The sequence below is a fragment of the Macrococcus armenti genome, assembly GCF_020097135.1.
GTDB classification, from domain to species: domain Bacteria; phylum Bacillota; class Bacilli; order Staphylococcales; family Staphylococcaceae; genus Macrococcoides; species Macrococcoides armenti.
Genome location: NZ_CP083608.1, coordinates 2,188,862 through 2,204,326 on the forward strand (window position 1 = coordinate 2,188,862; position 15,465 = coordinate 2,204,326).

General features: G+C 34.9%; 19 protein-coding genes. 1 reads left to right on the plus strand and 18 read right to left on the minus strand.

Features of this window, described 5'->3' with window-relative positions:
- The first annotated feature begins 108 nt into the window (after positions 1–108).
- Positions 109–723, plus strand: a complete 615-nt coding sequence (locus tag LAU42_RS11690; protein WP_224183696.1) for a GNAT family N-acetyltransferase — start codon at positions 109–111, stop codon at positions 721–723.
- Here the strand turns inward: LAU42_RS11690 and LAU42_RS11695 are convergent.
- The 18 genes from LAU42_RS11695 to rpmH form a co-directional block, all read right to left on the minus strand.
- Positions 720–1,283 carry a YfbU family protein gene (locus LAU42_RS11695; protein WP_224183697.1) on the minus strand — a complete coding sequence of 188 codons (564 nt, stop codon included), beginning with the start codon at positions 1,281–1,283 and terminating at the stop codon, positions 720–722. The genes LAU42_RS11690 and LAU42_RS11695 overlap by 4 nt on opposite strands.
- Before the next feature lie 190 nt (positions 1,284–1,473).
- Positions 1,474–1,716, minus strand: coding sequence for a 30S ribosomal protein S18 (rpsR, locus tag LAU42_RS11700; protein WP_224183698.1), 243 nt, complete (start codon positions 1,714–1,716; stop codon positions 1,474–1,476).
- Positions 1,717–1,747: 31 nt separating this feature from the next.
- On the minus strand, positions 1,748–2,272 hold the full coding sequence (gene ssb / locus LAU42_RS11705) for a single-stranded DNA-binding protein (RefSeq protein WP_224183699.1): 525 nt from the start codon (positions 2,270–2,272) through the stop codon (positions 1,748–1,750).
- Between the two features lie 24 nt (positions 2,273–2,296).
- Positions 2,297–2,587, minus strand: coding sequence for a 30S ribosomal protein S6 (gene rpsF, locus LAU42_RS11710; RefSeq protein ID WP_224184816.1), 291 nt, complete (start codon positions 2,585–2,587; stop codon positions 2,297–2,299).
- A 136-nt stretch (positions 2,588–2,723) separates the two neighbouring features.
- Positions 2,724–3,041, minus strand: a complete 318-nt coding sequence (locus tag LAU42_RS11715) for a hypothetical protein (protein WP_224183700.1) — start codon at positions 3,039–3,041, stop codon at positions 2,724–2,726.
- 22 nt (positions 3,042–3,063) lie between these two features.
- The gene (ychF, locus tag LAU42_RS11720) at positions 3,064–4,164 is read right to left on the minus strand and encodes a redox-regulated ATPase YchF (RefSeq protein WP_224183701.1); all 1,101 of its coding nucleotides are present in this window, start codon (positions 4,162–4,164) and stop codon (positions 3,064–3,066) included.
- 18 nt (positions 4,165–4,182) lie between these two features.
- Entirely contained in the window at positions 4,183–4,371 is a 189-nt protein-coding gene (locus tag LAU42_RS11725; RefSeq protein ID WP_224183702.1) for a DUF951 domain-containing protein, read from the minus strand.
- 1 nt (position 4,372) lies between these two features.
- Complete coding sequence (locus tag LAU42_RS11730; protein WP_224183703.1) at positions 4,373–5,260, minus strand: mechanosensitive ion channel family protein; 888 nt, start codon at positions 5,258–5,260, stop codon at positions 4,373–4,375.
- Positions 5,261–6,124: a ParB/RepB/Spo0J family partition protein gene (locus tag LAU42_RS11735; protein ID WP_224183704.1), complete on the minus strand. Its 864-nt coding sequence runs from the start codon at positions 6,122–6,124 to the stop codon at positions 5,261–5,263.
- Complete coding sequence (locus LAU42_RS11740) at positions 6,117–6,878, minus strand: ParA family protein (RefSeq protein ID WP_224183705.1); 762 nt, start codon at positions 6,876–6,878, stop codon at positions 6,117–6,119. Before LAU42_RS11740 ends, LAU42_RS11735 begins: the two co-directional genes overlap by 8 nt.
- A gap of 158 nt (positions 6,879–7,036) precedes the next feature.
- Positions 7,037–8,485 (minus strand): carbon starvation CstA family protein, encoded by a 1,449-nt coding sequence (locus LAU42_RS11745; protein WP_224183706.1) that lies wholly within the window; start codon positions 8,483–8,485, stop codon positions 7,037–7,039.
- A gap of 147 nt (positions 8,486–8,632) precedes the next feature.
- Complete coding sequence (gene noc / locus LAU42_RS11750) at positions 8,633–9,472, minus strand: nucleoid occlusion protein (RefSeq protein WP_224183707.1); 840 nt, start codon at positions 9,470–9,472, stop codon at positions 8,633–8,635.
- Between the two features lie 29 nt (positions 9,473–9,501).
- Positions 9,502–10,218: a 16S rRNA (guanine(527)-N(7))-methyltransferase RsmG gene (gene rsmG, locus LAU42_RS11755; protein WP_224183708.1), complete on the minus strand. Its 717-nt coding sequence runs from the start codon at positions 10,216–10,218 to the stop codon at positions 9,502–9,504.
- Positions 10,219–12,093 (minus strand): tRNA uridine-5-carboxymethylaminomethyl(34) synthesis enzyme MnmG, encoded by a 1,875-nt coding sequence (mnmG, locus tag LAU42_RS11760; protein ID WP_224183709.1) that lies wholly within the window; start codon positions 12,091–12,093, stop codon positions 10,219–10,221.
- Positions 12,094–12,105: 12 nt separating this feature from the next.
- Positions 12,106–13,485: a tRNA uridine-5-carboxymethylaminomethyl(34) synthesis GTPase MnmE gene (gene mnmE / locus LAU42_RS11765; protein ID WP_224183710.1), complete on the minus strand. Its 1,380-nt coding sequence runs from the start codon at positions 13,483–13,485 to the stop codon at positions 12,106–12,108.
- Between the two features lie 122 nt (positions 13,486–13,607).
- The gene (jag, locus tag LAU42_RS11770) at positions 13,608–14,405 is read right to left on the minus strand and encodes an RNA-binding cell elongation regulator Jag/EloR (RefSeq protein WP_224183711.1); all 798 of its coding nucleotides are present in this window, start codon (positions 14,403–14,405) and stop codon (positions 13,608–13,610) included.
- A gap of 16 nt (positions 14,406–14,421) precedes the next feature.
- Positions 14,422–14,769: a ribonuclease P protein component gene (rnpA, locus tag LAU42_RS11775; protein WP_224183712.1), complete on the minus strand. Its 348-nt coding sequence runs from the start codon at positions 14,767–14,769 to the stop codon at positions 14,422–14,424.
- A 99-nt stretch (positions 14,770–14,868) separates the two neighbouring features.
- On the minus strand, positions 14,869–15,006 hold the full coding sequence (gene rpmH, locus LAU42_RS11780) for a 50S ribosomal protein L34 (protein ID WP_041636245.1): 138 nt from the start codon (positions 15,004–15,006) through the stop codon (positions 14,869–14,871).
- Positions 15,007–15,465 lie beyond the last annotated feature (459 nt).

Here is a 15,465-nt window from a genome sequence, read left to right on the forward strand (position 1 = left end):
AAAAAGATAGGGCTTATCCCTATCTTTTTTTGTTGTAAAACATCATTTATGACCTTCCACTTCCAATATGTTACAATACGAGTAAATATACTTATAGGAGTAATACAAATGAAGCTCATCTCTCTTAATTCGACGGATCATTATTTTAATCAAAGCATGGAACTCTATACAAAAGAATTCCCCGCTGAAATATGCGAGCCAGTCGAAGTATTTTACAAATCATTTGATCTTAAATCAAAAAACTATGAACGTTACCACTTTGTTGTAGCATATGAAGATAATACAGTATTAGGCTTCATCGCATTCCACCTTGAAGTTACGTACAGTATTGGTTATATTGTTTACTTAGTCGTAAACGAAAAAGCACGCGGCAAAAACATTGCACGTACACTCATGAACGAAGCAGAACAAACGATGAAAACGCTTTGCGAAGAGAATGGAACGACTTTAAAAACTATCATGCTGGAATGTGAAAAAGATGCACATGGAAAAAGTCCTCTTGCTGGATTTTATGATAAATTTGGTTTCGAGCAATATGAGATTAATTATTATCAGCCAGGTTTGAGAAGTGATGCACCTGTTCCAATGAATTTATTTGTTAAATCATTAGAATCACATAACAATAAACAATATGCAATTGAATATATTTATCGCACAAAATACGGTACGTGCAATGAAATTGATGAACACATTATTAATGATTTAATAAGCAATATGCGCTAACCTAATATCTCTTTTATTTCCTGATACGTCAAATATGTATTAATCTGATATTTTTTATAACGGTCAACCATTTCCTTATAATAAGTGAGACTTTGTGGTTTTGTTTTGCAAGTATGAAACTTTTCGAGGTTTAATAAATGATCATATGACATCAGTTCCGTTAAATAATAATTTGCATAAACTTCGTAATCCGATTCATAGTTTAAACTAAACCCTATAAAGTTCGAATAAGGATGTTGTTCTATTTGAATTCGCTGCGTATTGGACAGTGTTTTATAAGATTTAGTTAAGTGTACATACATCATAATGATATATTCTACAGTTCTCATTACAGATGTAAGAATCTTTTCACTTTCTAGTGTCAGTTCTTCAAACAGTAATGGATACTGCTCTTCTCTACACTCTTTTAATATGTTCTTATGAAAACAATGTAATTCTGCATTTGGTAAATCTACTTTTTCAAGAATTTGATACATTTTGAACAGTAATAAACGATTATAAGGATAATTTTCGTTAGATGCTGGGTCGTCATTGAAATTATTCTGAGTAATATCGTTCATATAAGCCTCCAATTATCAAGATTAGAAAAAAATAGAATTGAATAATTACAAAAATATTATACAAATTGAATAAAAATAATACAACTAAAAATAGTAATTTTATTAATTGATTTACAAAATACAAATAGGCATGTGTCCTTAAAACGAAAAAGCCCGAGACAAAAGTCCCGGGCTTTCAATATATTAAATCTTAAGCTTCATCTTTAACATATGGTAATAATGCCATATGACGTGCACGTTTGATAGCTACAGTTAACATACGTTGGTATTTAGCTGAAGTACCTGTTACACGACGTGGTAAAATTTTACCACGTTCAGAAATGAATTTCTTAAGCATCTCTACTTCTTTATAGTCGATTTGTGTAATTCCGTTTGCTGTGAAATAACAAACCTTTTTACGACGACGACCGCCTCTTCTTGGTCCACCTGCCATGATTGTTGCCTCCCTTACTTTTTATTACTTATTAGAACGGTAAATCATCATCACTAATATCTACTGGCCCTGTTGCATTTGCAAACGGGTTGTTTGATGGTGCTGATGTATTTGGTTGATTATTTGCTGCTTGATAGTTCTGACCTTGAGTTTGACCGTAACTTCCTTTATCGTAGTTACCTTGGTCATAACTTGAATAGTCATCAGACGGGTTATTTGAACGTGATTGATTTGCATTTTTCGGTTCAAGGAATTGAACTGAATCACAAACAACTTCAGTTACATATACTCTGCGTCCTTCTTGATTATCATAACTACGGGATTGCAATCTGCCGTCAACCCCAGCTAAGCTACCTTTATGCAGGAAATTATTAACATTCTCTGCTTGCTTACGGAATACGACACAGTTGATAAAATCAGCTTGACGTTCTCCTTGAGCATTCGTAAATGTACGATTTACTGCTAAAGTGAATGTAGCGACTGACACACCTGATGTTGTGACTCTGTATTCTGGATCTTTCGTTAAACGACCAACTAATACAACTCGGTTAAGCAAATAAATCGCCCCCACATAATGTTATTATTTTTCTTCTTCGCGAACAACGATATGACGGATAATGTCATCGTTGATTTTTGCTAAACGATCGAATTCATTAGTAGCTTCGTCAGTTGACTTAACGCGAACGATTTGGTAGAAACCTTCTTTAAAATCGTTGATTTCGTAAGCTAAACGACGTTTACCCCAATCCTTTGATTCGATGATTTCCGCTCCGTTTGAAGTTAAGATTTGTTCGAAACGCTCGATTAAAGCTTTCTTAGCATCCTCTTCAATGTTCGGACGTACGACATACATAATTTCGTAATTTCTCATCATTTACACCTCCTTATGGTCTATGCGGCTTTATAGTAATATAAAGCAAGGAATAATTTTCATTACTCACAATAGAGAATTATAGCATAGTTTACTTATTTCATCAATTAAAAATAAAAGGCTGAGCAATATTTATTTAACAAACATTGCTCAGCTTGAAAGTTTTCATTTGTTTTGAATAAAAGAGATGCAGCTTTGCTTCCTGGGATAAATATAAATATTGAGCATAATCCTCGTCTTCAGGGTATATTATGTCAATTGCATATACTTCCAGGAAGCGTACCGTTGTTGGGTGATATGTAACACATTCATAAATTGAATCATTTAAGTCAACACGTTCATTGCTATTAATGACCTGTACAATATAATGATAACCTACATCATATATTGGGTTGCAGTCCCCATCATTATCGATTAATTTAATGCAGTAAATAATGCGCTTTAATGGCTCCATATCCTCACCTCAACATATATACTTAGACGTTAAATCTGAAATGTACGACATCTCCATCTTGCATAATATATTCTTTACCTTCAAGTCTTACACGACCTGCTTCTTTAGCACCGCTCATACCATTGTATTCAATTAAATCATCGTAACTTACAGTTTCTGCTCTAATAAAGCCGCGTTCAAAATCAGTGTGAATGATTCCTGCACATTGAGGTGCCGTCATTCCTTTTTTAAATGTCCACGCACGAACTTCCTGCACGCCAGCAGTAAAGTAAGTTGCAAGTCCTAATAATTGATAAGATGCACGAATCAATTTATCAAGTCCTGCTTCTTCAATACCTAAGTCTTCTAAGTACTCAGCTTTATCTTCGTCTTCAAGTGTTGCTAATTCTTCTTCAATCTTCGCACTAATTACGATAACATCAGAACCTTCAGCTTCAGCATACGCTTTAATCGCTTGTAAATGTTCATTCTCTTCTCCACTAATTAGATCATCTTCAGAAACATTTGCAACGTAAAGCATTGGCTTTGCCGTTAATAAATGCATATTTTTAACAACCTTTGCCTGTTCTGGTGAAAACTCAATGCTGCGCACCGGTTTTTCAGCTTCTAATGTTTCTTTTACAATCGCAAGTACCGCTTCTTCAGCCATTGCATCTTTATCTTTTTGCTTTGCCATCTTTTGAACGCGTGCATAACGTTTCTCAACTGATTCTAAGTCTGCAAGTACAAGCTCCATATTAATAACTTCAATATCATCAACTGGATTTACTTTCCCAGAAACATGCGTGATATTTTCATCTTCAAACGCACGGACAACTTGGCATATTGCATCCACTTCACGAATATGTGATAAAAATTTATTCCCTAAACCTTCACCTTTAGATGCCCCTTTTACGATTCCTGCAATATCCGTAAATTCAAATGCTGTCGGAACAGTCTTCTTAGGTTCTACAAGTTCAGTTAATTTGTTTAAACGATGATCCGGTACTTCAACGATACCTACGTTTGGATCAATTGTCGCGAAAGGGTAGTTAGCCGCAAGCGCGCCTGCCTTTGTAATTGCGTTGAATAAAGTTGATTTTCCAACGTTCGGTAAACCAACGATTCCTGCTGTTAATGCCATAATTTAATCTCCTCTTATTTACGCTTTATGCGTTATTTTTTTTATTTTTTTATTGAATTCATGTCGCGGCAACATAATACTGCGATCACAGCCTACACACTTAATTCTAATATCCGCACCGAGACGAATAATTTTAAAGTGCTTTTCTCCGCATGCATGAGGTTTCTTCATCTCTACTATATCATTTAAATCATAAGATTTATCCATATTATCCACCCTTTTTATCTGGTTGATTATACATAATCATTCGAGGCATTGGTACTTTAACTCCGTTATGATCCAGATAATCTTTTAAATCACGTCTTAACATACGCGATACTTTAACATGATGGTTTGGTAATGTTTCTGCCGCTATTTTTATTTTGGCTTCACCTGCTGATACTGCTTCTACACCGAGAATTTCAGGCGCTTTTATTAAATCATCATATTTCTCATCTAAAGTTTCAAGGTACGGTTTAATTAACGCTTCAACATCTTCTAAATTCTCTTCACTTGAAACTGTAATATCAAATACAGCAACAGAGTTGTTCACAGAGAAATTAACAATTTCATTCATCGTACCATTCGGTAAAATTGTTAATTCGCCTGTAAATGAACGAATTCTTGTAGAACGTAACCCAATCGACTGAACAGTTCCTTCAGCGACAGTAGTTCCGGTTGTATTAATTTTAACGTAGTCACCAACATCAAACTGATTCTCAAAAATAATAAAGAAACCTGTAATAATATCTTTAACGAGTGTTTGTGCCCCGAAACCAATGGCGATACCTGCAACTCCGGCCCCGGCAATAATACTTTCGACCTTTACTCCGAAATTGCTTAAAATCGTCGTTATAATAATAAACCATGTAACATATGATGCAATATTCTGCAGCAATTTAATCAGCGTCGTGTCTCTTTTTTCAGAATGCGATAAATTTGTTTTGCGTCGCACGTTAAAGAACTGCTCAATCATTTTATGAATAAACTTAATTAAAAAGAATCCAAAAATTAATAATACGAAAGCCCAAAAAACATTAACACCTATACCTGCCCAAAATTCCGGATCAGTATAAGGCTTTATTAATCTTTTAAAGAAATAAACTAACTTATCCATCTACTCACCTACATTTTCAAGTAAGTTAATCAAACGGTTAAATTCTTCTTCAGAAGTAAACTCGATTGCGATTTTTCCTTTTTTACGGGATTTAGAAATTTCCACTTTAGTTCCTAAATGCTGTTTTAGTTTTTCTTCATGTTTCACGAGAAACTTCGGTTTTTGTTTCTCTTTTGTTTCTTTCTTTTCAGATGTTGCACCTTCTTCATTTCTCGCTTTAATATACATCTCAAGTGCGCGGACACTCATATCTTCTTTAATCACTTTATGCGCAACTTCAATCATCTCTTCGTCATTTTTCAAGCTTAATAGTGTTCTGCCGTGACCACCTGAAATTTCTTTTTGATTAATCATCGTCTTAATTTCCTGTGGTAAGTTTAATAAACGTAATAAGTTTGCGATGTAAGAACGTGACTTACCGAGGCGGTCTGCTGCTTCTGCCTGTGTTAATTTAAGATGATTCATTAACGTTTCGTAACTTTTCGCTTCCTCCAGCGGATTTAAATCTTCACGTTGCAAGTTTTCAATAATGGCAAGTTCCATCATCTGCTGGTCAGATAATTCCTTTACGATAGCAGGTATTTTATGCTTTCCTGCTAATTTACTTGCTCTAAATCGACGTTCACCTACTACAATGTCATAACCTTTTATTGTTTTACGCACTACAATTGGCTGTAACACACCGTGCATCTTAATCGATTCACTCAGTTCAGATAAAGCCGCTTCATCAAATTCTAATCTTGGTTGATACGGATTTGGACGTAGTTCACTTACATTTAAATCCTCAATCACTTCGTCCTGGCTATTCTCCTGAAACAATGCATCCAGGCCTCTGCCAAGCCCTTTCCCTAAACCTCTAGCCATTTTGTACTACCTCCTCTGCTAAGCTCATATAAGTCTTAGCACCCGTTGAACGTGCATCATATACATTAATCGGTTGACCGTGAGATGGCGCTTCTGATAAACGAACATTTCTCGGGATAACCGTTTCATACACTTTATCACCGAAATGTTCCTTAACTTCTGCGATAACATCATTTCCTAAATTTGTACGTGCATCAAACATTGTCAGTAATACACCTTCAATTACTAATGATTGATTTAAGTGGCGCTGAACTAGTTTAATCGTATTTAAGAGCTGACTTAAACCTTCAAGTGCGTAATACTCACATTGAACCGGGATAATAATACCGTTTGCCGCTGTAAACGAATTGATTGTAAGTAATCCTAAAGATGGCGGACAATCAATAATAATATAATCGAACTCCTGATCAAGGTCTTTAAAGGCATATTTAAGACGTACTTCTCTACTCATCGCAGAAACAAGTTCAATCTCCGCACCTGCTAAAGCAATATTTGCCGGAATGATAAATAAATTATCCTGCTCAGTTGGCAACACACATTTATTAATATTTGTATCTTCAACAAGCATATCGTAAACAGAATTTTCTACGTTATTTTTATCAATCCCTACACCGCTCGTAGCATTTCCTTGAGGGTCTGTATCGACTAGTAACACTTTCTTACCTAACTCGCTAAGTGCTGCACTTAAGTTTACTGACGTCGTCGTCTTACCAACGCCACCCTTTTGATTGGCAATCGCCAAAATTTTTGTCATGAGTACTCTCTCCTAACCGTTATTCATATAGTATCGATTATATCAATTTTAAAGCGATATTGCACAAACAATAATAATACTACATCACATACAAAAAATACCCGATATTCCTGATAAAATTTTCATTTTCCAGGAAATATTCGGGTATAAATAAACTTCTATCCTTTGTTAAATACTACAGGATAATCTAATTCAAAAGCATTTCGATTCGACACCTTTTTATACTGCAGAGCAAATAAAAAGATAATGAATGCTGTGAGTACAACTGATATATAGTAGCTTAACGTTAAGCTTAAACCAAACCCTATAGGTTGACTCAGTATATATACAAACACATTATACGTCATAAATATAGCAGGCAATGCAGCAACTAAGTAATTTTTCTTTGCTAACAACAAATACATTGCTCCGACCCATAATGCAATTACTGCTGTTGTCTGGTTAGCCCATGAGAAATATCTCCATAATAGGCTGAAATCCATACGTGTTAGTATAAAACTAATAACAAACAAAGGAATTGCAATATAAAATCGCTTTAAGATAGATTGCTGACTTAAGTTGATATAGTCCGCGATAATCATACGAGCACTTCTAAATGCTGTATCACCACTAGTAATCGGTAAAACGATAACACCTAATATTGCAATCGTCCCAATAAAAGATCCTAATAGCATTGTAGACGCTTTACTTACAACAAGCGCTGCTTCCCCTTGTGCTAGCACTTCCTTTAAACCGCCATATCCATCAAACAAGCTCATGGCAGCAGCAGCCCAAATCATTGCAATTATTCCTTCTAATATCATCATTCCATAGAAGATTGGACGTGCATTACGTTCATTCTTTGTAGTTCTTGATATAATTGGTGATTGAGTAGCATGGAACCCAGAAAGTGCACCACAACTAATTGTAAAAAATAGAAGCGGGAATATCGGTAAATTATCAGGATGCATATTAGATAATGTTAACTCAGGAATTGGTGCCCCTGTTTGTAATAATCTCACGAATATACCTACCGCACTGATTAGTAAAAACGCACCAAATAACGGATAAATACGACCGATGATTTTATCAATAGGTAATACAGTCGATAAGAAATAGTATATAAATATAACTAAAATAATAACACCTAGAGCTATTTTCTTATCAAACAATCCATGTATTAAAATTGCAGGTGAACTTACGAATACTGTGCCGGTTAATAGCAATAATAACAGTGTAAAAACATTCACAACATGTTTCATCGCTTTTCCCAGGAACTTCCCTGCAAGTTCAGGTAAGTGAGCACCTTTGTTTCTAATTGAAATCATACCCGTTAAATAATCATGAACAGCACCTGCAAATATACATCCCAGAACTATCCATATAAAAGCAACAGGTCCATATAAAGCCCCCATAATAGGTCCAAATATTGGCCCAACACCAGCAATATTCAATAGTTGAATCAACGCATTTGGTTTTGTATTCATCGGAACAAAATCAACATTATCTTGTTGATCATATGCCGGAGTAGGTCGTTCTTCTTTAACCCCAAAAATTTTCTCAATGTAATATCCATACGTAAAATAACCTATTATCAGAAGTACAATACATAGTAAAAATGTAACCATACAAATCCCCCTTCATAATGAAAACGCTTACTATAATATTCTAAATAATCTGATAATGAATGTAAATACATATACAAAAAATACCCGATATTCCTGATAAAATTTTCATTTTCCAGGAAATATTCGGGTATTAAAAATGTTCATCTATTACTTATCTGTTTTAAATACTTTAATCGAAATTTCGTAAAAATTCTCGTATTCCGTATCTTTACGTTTCACCTTAACGCCGCTTTTTTCAACAGCTTTTAAGCTTTGTCCAATTGTATTAAATGCAAGTTTGATGTCACGCGTAAACCCAATACGCTTCGGTTTCACATCTTCTCCACCAAGCATACGTTTAACACGCTCTTCTGTTTGCTTAACGTTTAAATTCTGACTTTTAATAATATTAAGCATTTGAAGTTGTCCCGCTTCATCTAACGCAAGGAGGCTACGCGCATGTCGTTCAGTAATCTGATGTTTGTTCAACGCATCCAGTATCGGTTGTGACAATCTTAATAAACGTAATTTATTCGCGATAAATGACTGGCTTTTACCTAGACTTGTCGCTAAATCATTTTGTGTGATTCCATCTAAGTCCAGCAGTTTTTTATATGCTTCTGCTTCTTCTACCGCTGATAAGTTTTCACGTTGAATGTTTTCAATCAATGCAATCGCAGCTGTCTCTTTATCGTTCATTTGTTTAACGATTACTTCTGTTTCAGCTGTATTATTCATTTTCAGCGCTCTGAAACGGCGCTCACCTGCGATGATTTCATACATATCTTCTTCAATTGGACGTACGACAATAGGTTGTAGTAATCCATATGATTTAATAGAATCAGCGAGCTCTTTTATTTTCTCTTCATCAAATATTTGTCTCGGTTGATAGCGATTCGGTACGATGCGTTCAACGGAAACTTTTACAACATTACCATTTTGGCGTGCAACTTCCATATCCTCTTCTTTTTCTTTCAGCCCAAATAATTTTGAAAAAGGTTTTTTCATAACAATCGACTCACTTTCAATTCAAATACTTATTTTAATAATGGTTCTTTATTAGGTGTACCTGGTTTTCGTGGATATTTCTTAGGTGTCTGTCTTTTCTTTTCAATGTCCAGAATATAGCGCATACTTTCTTCTTCAGGAAGTGTCAGTGGATGATTTTCTACAACTTCTCCTCCTAAAATTGAAATAGCAAATAATCCTTCTTCAACTTCGATTTCACCTTGTGCGCCTTTTAACGCTATGAAATGGCCACCTTTTTTAACAAGTGGTAAGCATAACTCGCTTAATACCGATAACCTTGCAACTGCTCTTGCTGTTACAACATCGAAACTTTCTCTATATTGCCCTTTTCCGAAAGTTTCAGCGCGATCATGTACAAATCGGCAGTTTGTAAGGTTCAGTTCAGCGCTCAGATGATTTAAGAAATTGATGCGTTTATTCAAAGAATCCACGATAGTAAGTTCTAAATGCGGATACAATATCTTTAAAGGGATGCTTGGGAATCCAGCGCCTGCACCAACATCACAAATAGATTTTACTTTATTAAAATCAAAATAGAAACTCGGCGTAATCGAATCAAAAAAATGCTTTAAATAAACTTCTTCTTTTTCTGTTACCGCTGTTAAATTAATTTTCTCATTCCACTCTACTAAAGTTTCGTAGTAAATTGCAAATTGTTTTTGTTGTGCTTCAGTGAGTTCGAACCCTTTTTCTTTTAAATGTTGTAAAAATTTCGTCTCATTCATCTAATTCACCCTTTTTATTTTCCCTTGTTCAATATAAATCAATAAGATAGATATGTCAGCAGGATTAACACCTGAAATACGTGATGCCTGCGCGATACTTAATGGCTTAACTTCTTTAAGTTTCTGACGGGCTTCAGTAGCTAAACTATGAATATCATCGTAATCAATGTTCTCAGGAATTTTCTTATTTTCCATACGTTTCACTTTTTCAACTTGTTGTAATGATTTTTGAATGTAACCTTCATATTTTGTCTGAATTTCTACTTGTTCCTGAACAGATTCATCAACCATGCCTTGTTCTTCAAGTAAAGCGACTATAGATGCATAATCCATCTCTGGTCGTCTTAACAAGTCAATGGCAAGTATACCATCTTTAAGTGGTGTTCCTCCACGTGATTCAATCATACTTTGTGTTTGTGTATTCGGTTTAATACGAATATTTGATAATCGTTTTATTTCCTCGGAAATTGCATGTTTCTTATTGTTAAATCTTTCATATCTGGCACTGTCAATTAAGCCGGCTTTATAACCGATTTCTGTTAAACGTAAATCTGCATTATCATGTCTGAGTAATAGACGATGTTCTGCACGACTTGTCAGTAATCGGTATGGTTCATTCGTTCCTTTCGTGACAAGGTCATCAATTAGTACGCCTATATATGCTTCGTGTCGGCCAAGTATTAATTCATCCTGTCCTAAAACTTTTGCAGCAGCATTAATCCCTGCCATTAATCCTTGTCCCGCTGCTTCTTCATATCCACTAGTACCGTTTATCTGTCCGGCCGTATAAAGTCCTTGAATCTTTTTCGTTTCTAGCGTCGGCCAAAGTTGCGTCGGCACAATTGCATCATATTCAATCGCATAACCTGCACGCATCATGTCTGCTTTTTCTAAACCTGGAATCGTCTTTAACATTTGTAGTTGTACGTGTTCTGGTAAACTTGTCGAAAGTCCCTGAACATAAACTTCAGTCGTATTACGCCCTTCAGGTTCTAAGAAAATCTGATGTCTCGGTTTATCGTTAAAGCGTACAAATTTATCTTCAATCGATGGACAGTATCTTGGCCCAGTCCCTTTAATCATCCCTGAATACATCGCCGATAAATGTAAGTTATCATCAATTACTTTATGTGTTTCACCGTTTGTATATGTTAACCAGCATGGTAACTGATCCATAATGAATTCTGTCGTTTCGTAACTGAATGCGCGTGGCACATCGTCACCTGGTTGAATTTCTGTCTTACTGTAATCAATAGAATCTCCATTTACACGAGGTGGTGTACCTGTTTTAAATCTTACAATATCAAATCCAATTTCGCGTAAATGATCTGCTAATTTAATTGAAGGCATCTGATGGTTTGGTCCAGAAGAATATTTAATGTTTCCAAGAATAATCTCACTACGTAAAAATGTACCTGTCGTTAATACGACTGCATCTGCTAAATACGTTGTTCCGATAACAGTTTCTACTCCAAGCACTTTTCCATCTTCAATAATTAGACGTTCAACCATTCCCTGCATAATATCTAAATTTTCCTGTGCTTCGATAACAGATTTCATTTCCTGTTGGTAAAGTACTTTATCTGCTTGCGCGCGAAGTGCACGCACTGCAGGTCCTTTACCTGTATTGAGCATACGCATTTGAATGTGCGTTTTATCAATCGTCTTAGCCATTTGCCCACCAAGTGCATCAATTTCTCTTACGACAATTCCTTTTGCTGGTCCCCCAACTGAAGGGTTACATGGCATAAATGCTACTGAATCTAAATTTATTGTAAGCATTAGTGTTTTAGCGCCTTTTCTTGCACTTGCAAGTCCCGCTTCAACACCAGCATGTCCAGCTCCGACAACAATTACATCATATTTTTGTTCCAAAATTTTTCCTCCTTATTTCCCAAGACAGAACTGACTAAAGAGTTGATCAATTAATCCATCGTCAACTGATTCTCCAATAACTTCTCCGAGTAATTCCCATGTTTTGATTAAATCGATTTGAATCATATCGATTGGAACTCCTATTTGTGCTGCATTAATTGCATCCTGTATAGAAGTTTGTGCATGTTTTAGTAAACTAATATGTCTCGCATTAGATACATATGTCATATCTTGATTTGATACTTCTCCAGCGAAGAACAGTGTTCTTATCTGTTCTTCAAGCTCTTCAATTCCTTGTTGCGATAACATTGATGTTCTAACGATTGGTGCATCTCCTACCATCGTCTTCACTTCTTCTAAATCCAGTTTCGTTTCTAAATCCGTTTTGTTGATAATTACAATGACATCTTCATTTTTTATTATTTCTGCAAGTTGATAATCTTCTTCAGTCAGTACTTCATTATTGTTTAACACATATAAAATTAAATCTGCTTTCTTCAACGCTTCACGACTACGTTCTACACCTATTTTCTCAACGATATCTTCCGTCTCACGAATCCCTGCTGTGTCAACGAGTCTTAATGGAACACCACGTACATTCACATATTCCTCTAGTACATCACGTGTTGTTCCGGCAATTTCAGTTACAATCGCTTTATTATCCTGAATCAGGTTGTTCAACATCGAACTTTTTCCCACATTCGGTTTACCGACAATTACAGTAGATAAACCTTCACGTAAAATTTTACCTTGGTTAGCCGTATTTAATAAATTTGAAATACTTGTTTCGATTTTTTGTGCTTCTGACATTAAGAAACTACTTGTAGCTTCCTCTACATCGTCGTATTCAGGGTAATCAATATTTACTTCCACTTGTGCTAATATTTGAAGAATAGATTGGCGCAATCCTTTAATTAACACACTTAAACGCCCTTCAATCTGCTGCATCGCAACACGACTTGCACGATCTGTTTTTGATCGTATAAAATCCATCGTTGCTTCCGCCTGAGATAAGTCAATACGTCCATTTAAAAACGCACGCTTTGTAAATTCACCCGGCTCAGCTAATCTTGCTCCATTTGTAAGTGCAAGTTCGAGGACACGGTTCACAGTCATAATTCCACCGTGGCAGTTAATCTCTACGATATCTTCACGCGTATATGTTCTCGGCGTACGCATAATTGCAACCATTACTTCTTCAATAGTTTCATCAGTTGAAGGATCGATAATATGTCCATAATTTATTGTATGAGATGCAACTTCACTTAATCGATGCTTACCTTTATATAATTTATCCGCAATCTCCACCGCTTCATTTCCTGATAAGCGAACGATAGCGATTGCACCTTCACCCATCGGGGTTGATATACTTGCAATAGTATCCAGTTCCATTACATACTCCTCCTATAATCATGTATCGATTTTAATCTTAAATGTATAAATAATAAATCACTTTGCATTAAATAAACAGATTAACTCTAAAAACGACTGTTTTTAGAGTTAATTCCTGAATATTATCTTGCACGTATTACTAAATAGCGATGTGGTTCGCGACCTTCTGAATATGTTTCGATATTTTCTATTTTTGATAGTATTTGATGCATAATTTTGCGTTCATAATTAGGCATTGGTTCAAATTTAACCGGTTTACCTGTCGCAATTGCTTTTTTAGACATGTTAAGCGCTAGGTTCTGCAATGTCTCCTTACGTTTTTCGCGATAATTCTCGATATCTAACGTAATGATGGTGTAGCTTTTTTCTAATTGATTAAAATAATTTTGTGCGAGCACTTGTAAACTATTTAATATTTGACCACGTTTACCTATAATGCGGGACGCTTCATCAGACTCAATATTAATAACAATTTCGCTATTATTTTTATAATGAATTTCAGCAGTCGCTTCATACCCCATACTATGAATCACCTGCATAATATAATCTTTCGTTGATTCAATCAGTTCTTGTTTATGATTTTTATGGGCATGTTCTACTGATGGTGACGATTTTTCAACTTCAGTTTCATGAGCTATTTCATCAGATGTCTCAACAGTTTCATCTGCATCATGTGCTTGTACGAGTTGCTTCTCTTCTTCAGGATTTGTTTTAGAAGCTGATTCTGACTTTGTTCTTTTAAGTTCAGGATCAATAATAATCAATTTTACTTCTGCGTTTTGTTTACCGATACCGAAAAAGCCTTTTTTACCAGGTTGAATCACTTCAATTTTCACTTGTTTTTCTGTAACGTTCATCGCATTTAATCCTTGCTTAATTGCATCTTCCACAGTAACATCAATAAAGTTTTGCTCTAACAACAGATTCCCTCCATCTTTAAGTGATTCTTTTGTTAAAACCTTTGGCAATCTTCATCACATGTTCCAGACTTTTATTAATTTCATTCGTTGTCATCTCTTTTGAAGGCTGCCTGGCGATTACAATAAAATCATCTTTAATAATATCATCTTTATGTTTTGTAAAACTCTCTCTTATTGCACGCTTAATTCTGTTTCTTGTAACGGCATTTCCAATTTTCTTTGAGACCGATATTCCTAACCTGAAATGCTCATTATGCTCATTTTTATGGCGATATATTATAAATTGACGATTCGCTACGGATTTACCTTGTTTATAGACTTTCTGAAAATCTTCATTTCTCTTGATACGATATGCTTTTTCCATTCTTTACACCATCTCATCATCAATACATATTCTCACTTATTATACTAGAACTTATTTCTTATTTAAACCAAAAAAAAGACCACTGAATGTTCAGTGATCTTATGCTGATAATACTTTTCTGCCTTTACGACGACGACGCGCTAATACGTTACGTCCGTTTTTCGTGCTCATACGTGCACGGAATCCATGAACTTTGCTATGTTTACGTTTATTTGGTTGATAAGTACGTTTTACCACTTAAAACACCTCCATTAATTGAAATTTCATCTATCAATTCTTATCGAATTTCGCCTAGTGATTTACAGTAACTATTGAAGTATATCAAATTTCTATATGATTAGCAACTTTTTATTTATAGATAAATTATCCACTTATCCACACACATTTCTAATAGTTTTGTGGATAAATATCTCCTGTTTTTTATCTGTTAATAAGTTATCCACGTACTTTTTCATATTTCCACACTTTTATTTTATATTTTGTGTTAGTAAGTATAGTTTTGTGGATAACTCTTTGTAACAGTTGATATTATAACTTTTTTTTGCTATTATTTATTTATGTTTTTGTGTGGATAAATAAAAAGTTATCTCGTTTATCCACATTTTGTGTGTATCTTGTGGATAATTTTATTATATATTGTGACTAACATTATACACATCCTTTATTTTTGTGAATAAGTTAAAGAATTTTTTTAGA